Raw genomic sequence first — 16,645 nt, 5'->3', positions numbered from 1 at the left:
TGCTGTCATCCCGAGCGCAGCGAGGGGGGACCTTTCCTTCTTTGGGTGCGCCATTCATCGATTCTCCAGCCGGGGCAGGGTGCCCATCAGCTTCGAGATGATCTGCAGCATGACCTCGTCAGCGCCACCGCCGATCGAGGCGAGGCGCGAATCGCGGAAGGCGCGGGCGGTCGGCGATTCCCAGAGGTAACCGGCGCCGCCCCAGTATTGCAGGCAGCCGTCGGTCACCAGGCGCAACGCGCGGCCGGCCTTGAGCTTGGCCATCGAGGCCAGCATGGTGACGTCGGTGCCGTCGAGATACTCCTCGCAGGCGCGATAGCAGAGCGAGCGCACCAGCTCGACCTCGGTGCTGAGCTCGGCCAGCTTGAAATGGATCACCTGGTTGTCGAGCAGCGGCCGGCCGAACACCTTGCGCTCGCGCGTGTACTCGATCGTCTGCTGGATCAGCCGCTCCATGCCGACGACGGCGCTGATGGCGCCCCACAGCCGCTCCTCCTGGAACTGCTGCATCTGGTAGACGAAGCCCATGCCCTCCTGGCCGATCAGGTTGCGCACCGGCACCTTGACCTCGTCGAAGAAGATCTGCGCGGTGTCGGAGCTGCGCATGCCGAGCTTGTCGAGCTTTTTCACCACCTGCACGCCCCTGGTCTTCATGGGCAGGCAGATCAGCGACTTGTTGCGATGGGCCGCGCCCTCGCCGGTGTTGGCGAGCAGGCACATCCAGTCGGCCTGGGCGCCGTTGGTCGTCCACATCTTGCCGCCGTTGATGACGTAGTCGCCGCCGACGCGGCGCGCCGTGGTCTTGAGCGAGGCGACGTCGGAGCCGGCGCCGACCTCGGAGACGCCGAGGCAGGCGACGTAGTCGCCGCCGATCGAGGGCGCGAGAAACTCCTGGCGCAGCGCGTCGCTGCCGTAACGCGCCAGGGCGGGCGTCGCCATGTCGGTCTGCACGCCGATCGCCATCGGCACCGAGCCGCAATTGATGTGGCCCAGCTCCTCCGCCATCACCATGGCATAGGAATAGTCGAGCCCCATGCCGCCGAACTGGGCGGGCTTGTTGATGCCGAGCAGGCCGGCATCGCCCAGCTTCTTGAACACCTCGTGGGCCGGGAAGATGCCGTCCTCTTCCCACTTGTCGACATGCGGGTTGATGTCCCGATCGATGATGGCGCGCAGCGTGCGGCGGATCTCGGCGTGTTCAGGGGTGAATTGCATTGCGTTCCTCTTGGGCGGAAGCGCGCCAGCCAAAGTCATTCTCCTCCCCAGCTTTGCTGGGGAGGTGTCGCGTCATACGCGACGGAGGGGTCATGGGCCATGATTCGAGGTTCATGCTTCGTGACTCATGACCCCTCCGTCCGCGAAGACGCGGACACCTCCCCAGCGAAGACGCTGAGGAGGAGGATGATGTTGGGTGGCGATGACTCATCGGTTACCCAGCCTCGGCAGCGTCCCCATCAGCTTGGAGATGATCTGCAGCATGACCTCGTCGGCGCCGCCGCCAATGGAGCCGAGGCGGCCGTCGCGGTAGCTGCGCGCCACGGGATTGTCCCAGAGGTAGCCGGCGCCGCCCCAGTATTGCAGGCAGGCGTCGGAGACCTCGCGACGCAGGCGGCCGGCCTTGAGCTTGGCCATCGAGGCCAGCATGGTGACGTCGGTGCCGGCGAGGTATTCCTCGCAGGCCCGGTAGACGAGGGAGCGCAGGGCCTCGACCTCGCTCTTGAGCTCGGCCAGGCGGAAATGGATCACCTGGTTGTCGAGCAGCGGGCGGCCGAACACCTTGCGCTCGCGCGTGTACTCGATGGTGGCGTTGATGATGCGGTCGCAGCCCATCAGGGTGCCGGCGCCGGCCCACAGCCGCTCTTCCTGGAATTGCTGCATCTGGTAGATGAAGCCCGAGCCCGGCTCGCCGATCGTGTAGCGCACCGGCACCTTCACCTCGTCGAAGAAGGTCTGCACGGTGTCGGACGCGCGCATGCCGAGCTTGTCGAGCTTCTTGACGATCTGCACGCCCTTGGTCTTCATCGGCACGACGATCAGCGACTTGTTCTTGTGCACCTGGCCGTCGCCGGTGTTGGCGAGCAGGCACATCCAGTCGGCCTGCGCGCCGTTGGTCGTCCACATCTTGCCACCGTTGATCACCCAGTCGCCGCCGACCCGGCGGGCGTTGGTCTTGATCGAGGCGACGTCGGAGCCGGCACCGGTTTCCGACACGCCGAGGCAGGCGACATAGTCGCCGCTGATCGACGGTGCCAGGAATTCCTGCCGCAACTCGTCGCTGCCGTAGCGGGCGAGCGCCGGTGTCGCCATCGAGATCTGCACGCCGGTCGCCATCGGGATCGAGCCGCCATTCACCAGCCCGAGCGATTCCGAGCAGATCATGGCGTAAGAGAAATCCAGCCCCGAGCCGCCGAACTCGACCGGCTTGTCGACGCCCAGCAGGCCGGCATCGCCCATCTTCTTGAACAGGTCGTGGGCGGGGAAGGCGCCTTCCTTCTCCCACTCGTCGGCGTAGGGATTGACCTCGCGGTCAATCAGCGTCTTCCAGGTCTGGCGCAAGGCCTCGTGCTCGGGGGTGAATTTCATATCCTACATCCTTGCGACGCCGAAGGTGATGGGATTGAGCGGCCGAACCGTCGATTCGCGGGCGATCGACAGGGTGAAGGCCAGGATCCGGCGCGTGTCGCGCGGATCGATGATGCCGTCGTCCCACAGATGGGCGGTGCCGTAGAGCGCCGTCGATTCGCGGTCGAACTGGTCGACGATCGACTTGTACATCTTGTCGATCTCGGCGCGCGGAGGCTCCTTGCCTTCGCGCAGGAACTTCTGCTCGGTGACGGTCTTCATCACGCCGGCCGCCTGCTCGCCGCCCATCACCGCGGTGCGGCTGTTGGGCCAGGCGAAGATGAAGCGCGGATCGTAGGCGCGGCCGCACATGCCGTAGTTGCCGGCGCCGAAGCTGCCGCCGATCACGATGGTGATCTGCGGCACGGTGGCGTTGGCCACCGCCTGAATCATCTTCGAGCCGTGCTTGACGATGCCGCCGCGCTCGGCCTCGGTGCCGACCATGTAGCCGGTGGTGTTCTGCAGGTAGACGATCGGCGTGCCCTGCTGGCAGCACAGCTGGATGAACTGCGCCGCCTTGACGGAGCCCTTGGTGGTGATCGGGCCGTTGTTGCCGATGAAGGCCACCGGCTCGCCCTCGATCTCGGCCCAGCCGCAGATCGTCTGCTGATCGAAGAGCCCCTTGAACTCGAGGAAGTCGGAGCCGTCGACCAGGCGGGCGATCACCTCGCGCACGTCGTAGGGATCCTTGTGCGAGGGCGGCACCACGCCGCACAGCTCGTCGATGTCGTGCAGCGGCTCCTTGTACGAGCGCACGGGACGCGGCGGCAGGCGGTCGTTCCAGTGCCACTTGGCGATGATGTCGCGCGCCATGCGGATGCCGTCGGCATCGTTCTCGGCCATCCATTCGGCGACGCCCGACACGGTGGCGTGCATCTCGGCACCGCCCAGCTCCTCGTCGGTCGCGATCTCCCCGGTGGCGGCCTTGAGGAGGGGTGGACCGGCCAAAAACACCTTGGCCTGGTTGCGCACCATGATGACGTAGTCGCTGAGGCCGGGCAGGTAGGCGCCGCCCGCCGTCGACGAGCCGTGCACCACCGTGACTTGCGGAATGCCGCGCGCCGACATGCGCGCCTGGTTGGCGAAGCCGCGGCCGCCCGGCACGAAGATCTCGGCCTGGTACAGGAGATTGGCGCCGCCCGATTCGACCAGGTTCACGACCGGCAGCTTGTTCTCCATCACGACCTGCTGGATGCGCTGGCCCTTGCGCTGGCCGGAGGGCGCGACGGTGCCGCCCTTGATGGCGCTGTTCGATGCGGTGACGACGCAGCGCACGCCCTGGACATAGCCGATGCCGGCGACCGAGCCGCCGCCGGCGCTCGAGCCGTCCCGGTCGTCGTGCATGCGATAGCCGGCGAGCGGCATCAGCTCGAGGAAGGGCGCGCCGCGGTCGAGCAGGAGCGCGATGCGCTCGCGCGGCATCAGCTGCTTGCGTTTGCGGAAACGGTCGCGCGATTTCTCCGACGTCGCCTGCACGCTCGCCTCGGCCTCGCGGAACTCGGCGATGGCCGCCAGCATGCGCTCGCGGTTGCGGCGATAGTCGTCGCTCGCGGCGTCGACCTGGGACTCGATCACCGGCATCGATTCAGCCCCCCAGTACCTTGGGTGTGCGGGCGAGGTGGAAGCCGTTGAAGGGCTGCGAGCGGTCGGTCTGCGGCAGGTCCATCGAGCGGTTGCCGAGCGGCACGCCGCCATCGATGCGAATCTCGGTGCCGGTGATGTAGGCCGACGCGTCGCTCAGCAGGAAGCAGACGACCGACGAGACCTCGCTCTCGGTGCCCAGCCGGCCGAGCGGGCAGTAGTTCTTGAGCTTGGGGATGTTCTCCTTGAACTCGCCCTGGTAGGTGTCCATGCCCGACGAAGCGATCCAGCCTGGCGACACCGCGTTGACGCGCACGCCGGACTGCGCCCATTCGTAGGCGAGCGTCATGGTGAGGTTGACCATGCCGGCGCGTGCCGCGCCGGTATGAGCCATGCTCGGGAAGCCATTGCGCATGTCGGCGGCCATGTTGACGATCGACCCGCCGTGCTGCTGCATCGACTGGGTGTAGACCTCGCGGCTGACGATGAAGCCGCCGGTGAGGTTGTTGCGCACCACGACGTCGAAGCCCTTGGCACTCATCGCCGCGGCCGGGGCGGGGAACTGGCCGCCGGCATTGTTGAACAGCCCGTGGATGCGGCCGTTGCGTGCGACGATGTTGGCGATCGCCTCCTTGACCTGCGCCTCCTCGCGAATGTCGAAGGCGTGCGTCTCGCACGAGCCGCCGGACGCCTCGATCTCGCCCTTCACGGTGACGAGCTTGTCGGGCTTGCGGCCGGCGATCACGACGTGGGCGCCGAGGGCCGCGATCTCGTGGGCCGTGCAGCGGCCGATGCCGCTGCCGCCGCCCGTGACGATGACGGTCTGGCCTTCAAACAGTCCTGGCTTGAAGACCGAGCGATACATCATGGTTCCTCCGACGCCCAATGGCCGCGTTTCTGAACGACCGTTCATCGCCCTGTAGTTGACGTTTACGTAAAGGTCAAGTAAGCCCCCTCGTCGATTGGCCGACAGGAGAGGAACTCGCCATGACCTTGCAGGAAATCACCGCGAAAATGAAGGAAGGGGCTTCGAAGAAATCCTCCTTCGGCAACACCGTGAAATTCTCGACCGACCAGGGCGTCGTCTACATCGACGGCAACGCCAATCCGCCGTCGGTCAGCAACGACGACAAGGCGGCCGACTGCACGCTCAAGATGGATTTCAGCGACTTCGCCGACCTGATCGGCGGCAAGCTCGACGGAATGACTGCGTTCATGACCGGCAAGCTCAAGATCGAAGGCGACATGGGCGTCGCCATGAAGCTGCAGAGCATCCTGCGCTAGCATCGGCTCGTCGCATTCCCGCTACATGCCGCGCGCCTGGTGTCATAGGGCGCACGGGACCGGTTGCGAATTCGGCGAGCACCGCGAAGGAGACTCATGGCTGGGGCCGCGCCACTCCAGTGGCGCTCTTCCTGGCGATGAAACATCCCACGAGCGCCATCGGTGAGCGGAGGTTACTCCGCCAGTAGTGGCGCGATCGCATGACGTGCTCTTTCGACAAGCTCAAGTCTTGCGCCTACGAGTGGCGCGTTCCCAATCATGACGACCTCACAAGCCCGGACGGCGTCTGACCAACCCTCTCCGTCATCATCGCGCTGCGTGGAGATTCAAGGGGTGATTCTTGCGTCAGTTGCGTCAGTGCGTCAGCACCCCTTTGAAATCAACGACTTGCCGCCACTTCCTCGCAATCCCCTTTGCGTCAGCTTGCGTCAGTTTCGTCAGCCGCTGCAGGGTGAAGACAAAATCGACAACCACGTTGATCCCTCTGCTTCAAGGTAGCTCACGGGACGAGCCCTGCAAGTCCTCCAAACCCTGAGACAGTCCATCTCAGCTACGCCGCCGCCACGGCAGCCAGAGGCCTGTGCAATTGATCGCACGTCGTCGCCCGGCGAAGGCTGGGGGCGTCCGCGTTGGTGACTGTCATGGCTGGGGGCGCGCCACTCCAGTGGCAAGTCATTCGTGTGATCGACAATGATCGCGCCACTGGAGTGGCGCGCGCCCAGCGCATCACTTCATAGGGTGGAGTAACCTCCGCCGGCGTGGTGCTCATGCTCATCTCCTCCCAGCTTCGCTGGGGGGGTGTCGCCGTCTTACGGCGACGGAGGGGTCATAGCTGGGAGCGCGCCACTCCTGTGGCGCTCATTGGATGTATGATCAGCAAGAAGAGCGCCACAGGAGTGGTGCGCTCCCAGCGTAGACTCATGACCCCTCCGCCCCGTATGACGGGGCACCTCCCCAGCAAAGCTGGGGAGGAGAATGAGCGCCATTTCGGCCATGGCCTGGGCGATGCTGTCCGGCGTCGCGGTCGCGTAGTCCATGCGCCGGCCTGCGCTGTACTGGTCCAGTCGATGGGCGACGTGGACGTTCTGCTCGAAATGATTCTGCAGAGGAAAGTACAGGAAGGGCGTTGCCGCGGCGGCGAGCTCCATGCAGGTCGTGAGCCCGCCCTGCATCAGGGCGAGATCGCAGGCCGCGAGATGGCGGTCGAGGTCGGGCACGAAGGCGCGCAGCTCGACGCCCTGTGGTGCGCTGAGGCTCGCCGGATCGATACGCGGCCCCGTGACGACGATCATGCGCAGCCCGCGCATGCGTCTTGCCGCCATCGGCCAGCTCCGCAGGATGCGCCGGAGCAGGGGCGCGCCGACACCCGAGCCGCCCACTGTCGCGATGCAGACAAGCTCGTCCGCGCGATAGCCGAGACGCCGGCGCACCTCTTCGCGGGGACCGAACGATTGTGGATGCTCGCCGAGGATATAGCCCGAGAAGTCGTAGTGCTTCGGAATCCAGTCGCGCATCTCGGGCAGATCGCGGCCGAACGACATCGGCACGATGTCCTGCGGCCGGCCGACGAAGACCGCACGGCCGCGGACCTCGGGATGGCGCCCGACATGGCCCAGCATCTCGGAATTGTAGTCCGCCGTCAGCAGGGCCTCGCGCGCGCCGCCCGACGGCATGGGCACGAAGCCGACGAAATCCGTCAGCCAGGCGAGCTGCGCCTTCTTGAGCTCGGGATGCTCGTGCCAGAAATGGTCGATCTCCCAGGCCTCGTCGGCGACGACGAGATCGTAGGCGCCGGTCTCGACCGCCTCCTGGAAGACCATGAAGTTGGCGATCAGGATCTCGTCCATGCGCCGGATCGCCTGGAAGGCATTGAGATCGTGCTCGCCCGCCTCCGCCTCGATATGACGGGATTCGCTGACCAGCCGCGCACTCGCCGGATGCACCGGTTCCCTGGCCGACTTCAGCAGCCGCGTCACCCGATCCTGCGCCAGCCAGTCGATGTCGATCCCAGGATGGAGCCGCCTCAGCTCCCGCGCCACGGCGATGTCCCGGCGTCCATGACCCAACCCGATCGGCGAGGAGAGGTAGAGGACGCGCTTCTGCCGGGGCGACTTGCGGCGTGGCCGCAGGGGTGAGGGGATGTCGAGGCGCCGGTCGAGGAAATCGACGATCAGCGCGTTGCACTTGGCGGGATAGCGGCCGAGCGGATTGTGGCCGCCGCCGGGAATGGTGACAAACTCGGCCTTCGCCAGCTCGGCGACCAGCGCGCCGCGCGCGTGCGGCTGGATCCTGTCCTGGTCGCCGTGGAGGACCAGCATCGGGCAGGCGATATGCTTGTACATCTCCTTGCCGACGTCGAAGGCAGGCGGAATGGCGCGCGCCTCGACGCTCAGCGCCAGCACCGGCCCGCTGGTCTCGGCCGCCCAGCCGAGCCCGTCCTCGATGTGCTTGGTCGAGTGCGGTTCGGAGAAGATGTGGCGGACGAAGTGATCGGCGAAGTCGGGATAGTTGGCGAGCCAGTAGTCGCGATTGTATTTGTCCCAGCCTTCGAACGTGTCGCGCCGTGCGCGGAAGTGATCCGGCATCATGTAGGCGTTGGCAGGCCCGACCGCAGCAGATGTTCCGGCGATGATTGCGGCCCTCACGCGTTCCGGATGGTGCGCTGCGACGATGCAGCTGAGATGGCCGCCGAAGGAGAGGCCGACAAGAATGGCCTTGCCTGCCTGTGTCGCGTCCATGACCGCCAGCAGATCGGCGACATGGCTGTCGAGCGAGTACGCCGCTGCCTCCTCGGGCCGGCCGGATTTTCCGTTGCCGCGCGGGTCGTAGGTGATGCAGCGGAAACGCTCGCTGAACCAAGGAAGCTGGGCCTTGTAAACGCGCGAGTGGACGATGCTCCACGGCGGCACGAACACCATCGTGTCCGGTGCATCGCCGTAGATCTCGTAGTGAAGGCCAACGCCATTGCGATCGACGGTTCCTTCCTGCAAGGGAAGTCGCGCGCGCATCGGCTCACCTCCTTCCCGATCGGCTCTCCAGCAGGCGAATGACGTCGCCGAAGCGGCGAAGGGCGGTGCGCAGCGGCACGCCCTTTTTCTCGAAGCCCAGCAGGAACAGCGACTCCGCGCCGATGAAGGCGCTCGATGCGAAAGCGCCGACCTCCTCGGGCGTGAACCCGCCAAGGCTTCCCAGTTCTTTCTCGGCGTCCCTGGCGACGGCGATGATCAGCTCGCACCAGGCACCGACGCCGGCCCGGACGAGCTTGGCAACGGCCGGATCCGACCAGCTGGCGCTGATCAGTTCCTGCAGGACCCGCACATAGCCCGAGCCGATGTCCTCGTCGAGATAGTCGCAGGCACGGTCCCAGCGTTGCGACAGGCCGAGGCTGCGGTCTGCGAACATGGCATTCTGGCGGTCGAGGAGCTGGGCATTGAGATACTCGAACAGGGCCAGCAGCAGGCCCTGCTTGGAACCGAAATGATAGTGGATCTGGCTCAGCGGTACGCCGGCCTCCGCCGCCACGTCGCGGGTCGAGAGGCCGGCATAGCCGTTGCGCCGCAAGACTGCCTTGGCTGCCTCGAGAAGCGACTCGGCGGTCTCGATCTTCCTAGTCGTTGCCGCGCGCGCCATCGATTTCCCTTGCTGTAGCTCTGGTGTTTCCGCCGCCACCGGCACCTCGGCCGGGCAAAGGCAGGAGCATGCCGACCCGGTCACGATAGCGCCGATACTGGTCGCCGAACAAACCGACCAGGTCACGCTCCTCGAGCTGGATGCCGATCAGGATGTAGCCCGTCGTCGCCACGGCGAACAGCAGATGACCGGCGGTCATGGTCGGCGTTGCCCAGAAGGCAAGCAGGAAGCCGAGATAGAGCAAGACCAGGGCGAGGCTGGCGAGCAGGACAGGAAGGTGGCGAGGAACAGCATGTAGACGAGCGTGCCGTAAAGCAGCGAGACGATACCGCCCATGGAAGTCTCCTTGGTTTCACGTCCTCAAATTGATAGTTCGGTCGACCGACCGAATATATCCTAAAGTCGGTCATCTGACCGAGTCAACCTGGGGTCATCGATGGGCTTCCTCGACGAGGCGACCATTCTCTGGCGCACGCCTTGTTTTGCGTGCAGGGTCGTTGTCGCAAGACCTCACGGCAATTGCCCAGGAGCAAGGCTTCCATGCGTACTCGTTTCCTCTCCCTCGTCGCGGTTCTCGGCCTGACCGCCGGTGCAGCACAGGCTGCCGACAAGTTCGAATGTCCAGCCGTCGGCGGGCAGGATGCGCCGCAGCTCTCGGCCGACCTGGCAAAGGCCCTGCCGACGGGCGGAGCGCTGGACAAGCTGGAGGCCCTTCAGAATGCAGTCGACCTTCTTCGCACCAACGGCGTTCAGGCCTCGAGCACCGTGAACTATCTGATGGCCAGCTATTGCCCCTGGCTCGCCGGCAACAGCCAGCTCTCGGCTGCCGACAAGACGAAGCAGATGCGCCGATTCGCCAACAGGGTGACGGGCCTCGTCTATTCGAATCAGGATGCAGAGGAGATCGTCTTCAGCGTGCCGCTCAACCCGATGGAGGCGGCGGATCTGGAGGCCCGGGCCCGTGAGGCAAAGATGACACCGGGTGATTGGATTGCCCGATCGCTGCGGTCGACGCTGAAGACGCCCTGACCCGATGGCGTCAACAAGTCGAAACCTCGTCCTGGGAGCCTGTGACTTTTTCGACGCCTGTCGACTGCGGGATGAAGAAAGAAAGGTCCCTCGTTGCGCTCGGGATGACAGCGAGGGGTTTTGCTGCAAAGGTGATGTCATCCCGAGCGTAGCGAGGGACCTGTCCTCACAGACGCCGCACGCTCGCGGAGCTCGTCGAAAAAGTCACGCTCCAGGCGCGTTCGTGCGTTGACGCCGAGCCTTGCCCGGCTCCGTGCCCGCTCACAGGTCGATCTGGTAGAAGAGCGGATTGTCGACGACCCCGCGAGCTGCCGATGACGCGGAGAGCTGGCGATCGGCCCGCACGACGCGACCCTTTGTCTTCTCGTCGAGGCGCTTCAACAGCTTGGGCCACGGCAGCGTCCCCCACCCGACCTTCTTCGCCATCTTGTCGTCCGTGGGCACGAAGGCCAGCTCGAGCGCGTCCATGAGCTCGAGGCCGAGGGTGCTGAGCGTTGCGTTGTGGCTCGCATGGTGGCCGACCTTGTAGAGGATCGTTCGCTTCAACAGGTCGGGTCCCGTGACATGGCGGCCGTGGACGTCCTTCCATTCGACCTTCTGCCACGATTGCCAGTTGCCGACCTGGGCGTCGGCCGCGAACAGGAGAACGGGACCGCCGACATCAGCTGGCCCAAGCTCCAAGGCGAGCACGAGGCTCGTGTTGTTGGTGTCTTCGTCGAGCTTCAGGCCGAGCGATGTCGCCGCTCCCAGCCAGTCGTCGTCGATACGGCGCCAGGCCTGGGTCGTGTCGACCCTTCCTGCCGGGTCGGGAGCGCGGTCGGCCCAGTAGGTCTGCTGGAAGAACTCGACGGCCTTCGTTCCCGCGAGCGGGATCGCGAACCGGCTGTCGAACGGCGCGTTGCCCTGGTTCTCGAACGCGAGCTCGATCACGTCGAGCGCCGCTCCGTAGGCGCCGAAGGAGTAGACTTCGTTCGCGTCCTTGCCCGTGCGCGGGGCGCTGCGCTGGATCGCCGCCTTGTCGCGCGGCGGGCCGAGCACGAAAATCCGCGCATTCATTCCGTCGAGCTCGATCGGAGCCTCGCCCGGTTCGCGGTACTTCACCTTCGCTTCCCCGCCGGCGAGGTCCTTCAGCACCTTCCCGGCCTTGGCGAGCTTGGCGCCCGTGGTGTCGCCGAAGAACCCGAGCAGCCCGGTCAGCGCATTGTCGGCGCCGCTGCGGCCGGCGAGATGGAACCGCGCCTCGGCCTGGGCCAGCGCCTTGATGGCGCGATCACGCTTGTCCTTCAGGGTCTTTGCGAAGGCGTCGCCGGCTTTCTCGGTCCACGCCACCCACACCTCGCCGACCGCGAAGGTGCGGAACAGGGCCTCGGCCTGGCTGAAGCCCGAAATGTGGTCCCAGTGCTCGTGGGTCGCGACCACGACATCGATCTTGCCCTCCGTCTCCTTGTGCAAGTGGTCGACGACCCGGTTGATCAGATCGCCGCCGCCGGCCTGCGACTGGTGGACGCCGCAATCGATCAGGATCCGGAACTTCGAGCCGTCGGGCCGGGCGAGGCTCACGAGGAAGCAGTCGCCGACCCCCAGCCGATACATGCGCACGCTGACCCCGAAGCTGCCCGCGGGCGGCGTCGCGCGGCCCGGCTGCGGCACCGCCGTCGCTGCTCTCCCGACGGATTTGCTTTTTGCCGCAGCCTTCTTCCTTGCGGTTGTCCTGGTGCGCGCCTTGACGCCGGGCTTCCTGCTCATCGCGACCCCCTAGTGCCGATGGACCATGGCGAACGGCTCCGATCGACCGGCCTCCGCGAAGTAGTTGCGTAGCGCCGACCCCTCCGTCATCGACAACTGGAACTCCATCTGCTCTCCCACGCTTCTCTTGTTGCCGACACGCTTGCGGATCACGTACCGGATCAGTCCGGTCCGTCGGTCGCAGATGACCGTGCAACCGCCACGGAATGACATGCCGTCGGCGTCGTGCGGGTTCCAGCGTTGCGTCATCTCGATGATGATGTCGTCGAGGATCTGGTCGTCGGGGCCGACCCGCCGAACCGGTCGAACCGAATGCATCTCGATCGGCGATATGGAGCCTTTCACGCCATCGAGGACGATGACCTTGCCCCGGTTGAGCTTCAGGAGGCCGAGCTGGGCGAAGGTGTGCGCGTCGGTGGGACCGAGAACGAGGGCCCTGTAGAGAGCCGCGGCATTGCTTTGCGACGCCACGTACGCCGCGTAGCGATCGGCATCGTACTCCCAGACGAGGGGGACGTTCTTGAGGACGCCAGCCAGAGCGTCGATTTGCACGTCCGGTCTTTGCCAGGCCAGCCCGTCCACCGAGAGGTTGGTGACGCCGGCAGGGAAGATGCCCCGCGCGCGGAAGGCGGAAATGAAGGCGACGCGGTAACCGTGCGGGTCGTACGGAACGAGGTCGCGATCGGCAGTGACCAGCGCCCGGAGATACTCGCCGAAGGCGAGGTCGACCGGCGGGCAGTAGTCGAGCGCCCTGATGCAGATGTTCAGGACGCGGCCTGCGATCTTCGCGGCTTCGCTTGCCAGCCGCTCGACCAGGTCGTGCGGAATGCGGCCCTCCGGCAGGATGCCCGTGCCCTGCGAGGCGAGCCGGAACAGATCCTCGGTCTTGCGCCGGTAGATCTGCAGGAACGCGTCGAACACGGCGGCGACCAGGACCGCGCCCCGGTCATGCGCCTCGGTCGCGTTGGCATAGTCGGTTTGCGCCGGCTTGATCGGCTCCCAGGCGCCGGACTCCTCGTTGCGCTTCACGATGAAGCTCCGCAAGGCGCCTCGATTGCCGATCCCCTCGCCGAACTGGCCGGCCAGCCCGCCAAGCAGCTCGGCCAGGGAAAGATCGCCACGACGCTTGGCGATCTCGCTGCGCAGCGCTTCGGGGAGCGTGAAGTGCTGGAACAGGGCCACGATGTCGGCGAACGCCTCGTGGAACGCCAGCATGTCGAGGCTCGACTGATCCTTGTACCTGGGATGGAGCCCGTCCAGCAGGGCATGGGTGGTCTCGTGCGCGACAATGTCGTGCGACAGGCAGGTGAAGATGAGTCCGCCCGGCAGGTTGCTGCCGACGTCGCTTGCCGGCGCGTTGAAGTAGCCGAACAGCAGCGCCATCTTCGACGGGCTGTAGTAGGCGTTGCGCTCGCGCAACGCGTGAGGATAGATCCGCAATCGGCGCACGAATCGCGAGCCGAATACTCCGTCTATCGTGTCGAGCCGTTGTGCCCATTGGGCGCGCCGCCCGAGAGCCGTCTCGAACCGCTCCACCGTTTTCATCGCGACGGCGTAGACCATCTGCTGGTGGAACTGCGGATTGCCCTCGGTCGGGGTCAGGCCCTGGCGGGCGAGGATGGCGGGATTGTCGAGATCGATCGGCGCATAGGCGCAGTCGCTCGCCGGATCGACGTCGACCACCTCGAAATACTCGCCGACCGGTCCCGCCTTGAGATTTTGCTCCCACGGAACCTTGATGACCGCCTCGTTGATGTCGACCGTCTCGAGCCGGGTGGCGACCAGCGGGTCGAACGCATAGACCCTGAGCGCACGATACGGCGGCGGCGGGATGACGGGGTTGAGCGCGCTCGGAACCGCTACCGCCGCCGCCGAGGGGGCAGATGACGGAGATAGCGGGGCCCGCGAAACCTGTGGCGGGCCGGCCAACTGGCCGCCTTTTCCCAGTGTTCCATACAGCGCACGCTTCAGGGCGACCGACGCCGCCGGATGGTCTGCCAGCACCTCGAGCAATCGCCTCGCCTCGTCCGACCGGACGACCGACGGATCGTTCGGGTCGAGCCCGTCGATGATTTCCTCGGCCTCTTGCGACCTCTGGCTGAGTTGCAGCGCCTCGAGCTCGAGCATGCGCTGATGGGGCGACCGATCGGCCGCGGCGCCCAGCCCGAACAGCACCTTGAGCAGGCCGAAGCTCGCGCTGTCTTGCGGCTCCTTCGCAAGCCGCGTGGCGCCGAGCGGCTTCACCGACAGCGCAGCGTTCGCCTGCAGGATGCCGCGGCCCAGCCGCCGCGCCTCGCTGCCGGCAGGGCGTGCCGAATCGAAGAGCGCCTTGCGGGTCGCCTCCACGCGCATCCAGCCCTCGGGGTAGCTGTCGAGGGCGTTGAGGTTCCTTTGCATCCAGAGCGCGGCGGCCGCCGCGATCTGCGGCGTCGCCGCGGACGTGCCACCGCCGTCAAGATCGACGATTTCGGGGCAGCCGAACTTCGCCCATGGGACGTTCGGGGTGAAGGCCGACATCGAGGTCCGTTCCTTGGCAGCCGGTCCGTAGCACCCTGCCATCCTCGCCCGGGGCAGATCGGCGTAGGGCCGGCCGTCTTCCATCACGCCGCAGGCCGCGACGACGCGATTGAACCGCGCGGGATAGACCGTATGGCGCGTCGGCAGGCCGCCGAAATTGTTCCCGGCCGCCGTCACGACGAAGATCCCGCGCTCGTAAAGCGCGTTGATCGCGTCAGCCCAGGCGGCGGACGCGATTCCACCCATGCTCATGGTCACGACATGGACCCGGTTTGCCGGCTGGCTCCACAGCCCGTGCACGTAGTCGAACGCCTGGGCGATCGCGCTGTTGCGGAACAGCACGACCCAGTTGGCGACCCGGATGGGGACGACCTCGCAGAGCGGCGCCCCGCCGAGAATGTGCCCTTCCTTGTTGAACGTGTTGCCGGCGAGCAGCCCGATCGTGCCGGCGCCGTGGCCGAACATCGGATTGATCAGCGCCGTGGGCTGGTCGGTCGCGTCGCCCGGACGGTTGGCGTCGACGAAATTGCGCTGCAGATCGAGCCGCAGGTTGACGGGCCGGGTCGAGTGGTTGGGATCGAAGCCGGTGTCGAGATGCGCGATGCGGATTGTCGTCGCGGCGTTCGGCGCCCCGACCGTGTAGCCGGCATCGCCGAGCTGAGAGTGATGGGTATCCCGGAACCACAGCGGATGGGACCCTACGGCATAGGTGTCGCCGTCCTGCGGTTCGGCAGGTCCGCATTCGCCAGCCATGCCGAGAGTCTGGCGTGCGGCCGTCGACCACGGCCATTGCTGCTCGAGGTCGGGCTCGGCGAAGTCCACGCCGCCCGCAAGGCCGAGCCCCTGCTGGACGGCGAGATGGCACGCGTCCCATGGCGAGACCGGCCCGGGCCGCGCCGTCGCGAGGTGCCACGAGGTCCCCGCGCGCATGCCGAGCCCGCGCGATCCCCTGATGCTCGAGAACAGCGGCGTCAGCGCGAGGGGAAGGCTTCGGCTGTCGAGCGCGAGCGATGCCGTCCGCGATCCGGGTGACGCACGCAACAATAGCCTGAGCTCACCCTCCGCCATCGCTTCTCCCTGTCAGCGCCGATGCCGGCTTCTGCCAGATTACGCCTCTGCTGCCGTGGCTACAATCGACCATCGTATTAGGTGCGGAGGCATCCACCTGACGTGTCATATACCGAAAGCTGATCCGAAAACCGCACTGCACGTGCTACGCATTGGCCGGCCAACTGTCGTGCCGCAGATGCACTGCCGGCTCGCTGGCCCTCTCCGCTTGGGCAAGTAAGGTTCAATGGCCAGACATCGAACCCTCCGATCCCGCGATCGCCGATGATCCCGAGCCAGGCGGCCGCCCGATGGCAGTAGAAGGAGAGGCCTTTTCTTCGGCAGCTGCGCTAAGATCGAAACATGACCGATCCGACCGCGGCGCCCCACCTCGACTTCGACAGCGCGCAGCTCGCCCGCGCCTACGAACGCGAGAGTGCGACGCGGCAGTTCGAATCTGGCAGGCGCCTGGTCGCCGACCTCGCCATCGCCCCGGGCGAGTGCGTGCTCGACGTCGGCTGTGGCACCGGCCGGCTGGCCGAGCATATCGCCGGCATCGTCGGTCCGTCAGGCCGCGTGCTCGGCATCGATCCGCTGCCGGAGCGCATTGCGATCGCCGAGGCCAGGGCGCGCGCCAGTCTCGCCTTCGAGGTCGGCGATGCGCGCGAGCTCGATGGGTCGGCGACGGCGAGCGTCGACGTCGTGGTGCTGAACGCCGTGTTTCATTGGCTGCCCGAGAAGGCGGGACCGCTTGCAAATATTTTCCGCATCCTGCGGCCCTGCGGCCGGCTCGGCATGACGACATGGCCGCCCGGTCGGCGCACGGCGCTGCAGGAGGTGAGACTGCAGGTCCTGGGCGAGCCGCCCTTCGCCCACCATGCCCGGCCGCCCGACGGCGTGCTGTTCCGCGTCGACGCCGACCGCATGCGCGCCCTGCTCGAAGGCGCGGGCTTCGCCGACATCAGGATCGAGCTGCGCCCGGTCGAGCAGGTATTCGCCGACGCCGAGGCTGCCATCCGCTATTCCGAGGCGAGCTCGTTCGGCAACTTCGTGGGCCATCTGCCGGCCGAGCTGCGTGCCCGGGCGCGCGACGAGATCCGCCGCCGGTTGCAGGACAAGGTCGGCGATCAGCCGGTCGTGCGGCGCGAGCGGCGCATGGTCGTGATCGCCCGCAAGCCCGCCTGAGAGG

General features: G+C 66.4%; 11 protein-coding genes and 1 pseudogene. 3 read left to right on the top strand and 9 right to left on the bottom strand.

Features of this window, described 5'->3' with window-relative positions; all coding sequences use genetic code 11:
• Positions 1-54: 54 nt before the first annotated feature.
• The 4 genes from ACILR9_RS29655 to ACILR9_RS29640 all read right to left on the bottom strand — a co-directional run bounded on the left by ACILR9_RS29655 (position 55) and on the right by ACILR9_RS29640 (position 5,071).
• A complete protein-coding gene (locus ACILR9_RS29655; RefSeq protein ID WP_395713585.1) occupies positions 55-1,215 on the bottom strand; it encodes an acyl-CoA dehydrogenase family protein in 1,161 nt (386 codons plus the stop codon).
• Positions 1,216-1,422: 207 nt separating this feature from the next.
• Entirely contained in the window at positions 1,423-2,583 is a 1,161-nt protein-coding gene (locus tag ACILR9_RS29650) for an acyl-CoA dehydrogenase family protein (protein WP_395713584.1), read from the bottom strand.
• A 3-nt stretch (positions 2,584-2,586) separates the two neighbouring features.
• Positions 2,587-4,203: an acyl-CoA carboxylase subunit beta gene (locus tag ACILR9_RS29645; protein WP_395713583.1), complete on the bottom strand. Its 1,617-nt coding sequence runs from the start codon at positions 4,201-4,203 to the stop codon at positions 2,587-2,589.
• Between the two features lie 4 nt (positions 4,204-4,207).
• Positions 4,208-5,071 (bottom strand): SDR family oxidoreductase, encoded by an 864-nt coding sequence (locus tag ACILR9_RS29640; protein WP_395713582.1) that lies wholly within the window; start codon positions 5,069-5,071, stop codon positions 4,208-4,210.
• Between the two features lie 119 nt (positions 5,072-5,190).
• On the opposite strand from ACILR9_RS29640, the gene ACILR9_RS29635 reads away from it, so the two are divergent.
• On the top strand, positions 5,191-5,487 hold the full coding sequence (locus ACILR9_RS29635) for an SCP2 sterol-binding domain-containing protein (RefSeq protein ID WP_395713581.1): 297 nt from the start codon (positions 5,191-5,193) through the stop codon (positions 5,485-5,487).
• An 809-nt stretch (positions 5,488-6,296) separates the two neighbouring features.
• Here ACILR9_RS29635 and ACILR9_RS29630 read toward each other — a convergent pair.
• From ACILR9_RS29630 to ACILR9_RS29620, 3 genes and pseudogenes are all read right to left on the bottom strand, one after another.
• On the bottom strand, positions 6,297-8,495 hold the full coding sequence (locus tag ACILR9_RS29630) for an alpha/beta fold hydrolase (protein WP_395713580.1): 2,199 nt from the start codon (positions 8,493-8,495) through the stop codon (positions 6,297-6,299).
• A gap of 4 nt (positions 8,496-8,499) precedes the next feature.
• Entirely contained in the window at positions 8,500-9,117 is a 618-nt protein-coding gene (locus ACILR9_RS29625; protein ID WP_395713579.1) for a TetR/AcrR family transcriptional regulator, read from the bottom strand.
• Positions 9,095-9,358 (bottom strand): annotated as a pseudogene (locus ACILR9_RS29620) (methyltransferase family protein); the annotation flags it as partial. The pseudogene ACILR9_RS29620 and the gene ACILR9_RS29625, both read right to left, overlap by 23 nt.
• 299 nt (positions 9,359-9,657) lie before the next feature.
• On the opposite strand from ACILR9_RS29620, the gene ACILR9_RS29615 reads away from it, so the two are divergent.
• Complete coding sequence (locus ACILR9_RS29615) at positions 9,658-10,146, top strand: hypothetical protein (RefSeq protein ID WP_395713578.1); 489 nt, start codon at positions 9,658-9,660, stop codon at positions 10,144-10,146.
• A 261-nt stretch (positions 10,147-10,407) separates the two neighbouring features.
• Here ACILR9_RS29615 and ACILR9_RS29610 read toward each other — a convergent pair whose 3' ends face one another.
• Positions 10,408-11,892, bottom strand: a complete 1,485-nt coding sequence (locus tag ACILR9_RS29610) for an MBL fold metallo-hydrolase (RefSeq protein WP_395713577.1) — start codon at positions 11,890-11,892, stop codon at positions 10,408-10,410.
• A 9-nt stretch (positions 11,893-11,901) separates the two neighbouring features.
• A complete protein-coding gene (locus tag ACILR9_RS29605) occupies positions 11,902-15,477 on the bottom strand; it encodes a S8 family serine peptidase (RefSeq protein ID WP_395713576.1) in 3,576 nt (1,191 codons plus the stop codon).
• Between the two features lie 342 nt (positions 15,478-15,819).
• Here ACILR9_RS29605 and ACILR9_RS29600 point away from each other — a divergent pair, with 342 nt between their 5' ends.
• Positions 15,820-16,641, top strand: coding sequence for a class I SAM-dependent methyltransferase (locus ACILR9_RS29600; RefSeq protein ID WP_395713575.1), 822 nt, complete (start codon positions 15,820-15,822; stop codon positions 16,639-16,641).
• Positions 16,642-16,645: the final 4 nt, after the last annotated feature.

This window comes from Reyranella sp. (assembly GCF_044224635.1).
Taxonomy (GTDB): Bacteria; Pseudomonadota; Alphaproteobacteria; order Reyranellales; family Reyranellaceae; genus Reyranella.
Note: the sequence above shows the minus strand (reverse complement) of the source record. Positions and strands in the feature narration are given on the sequence as shown.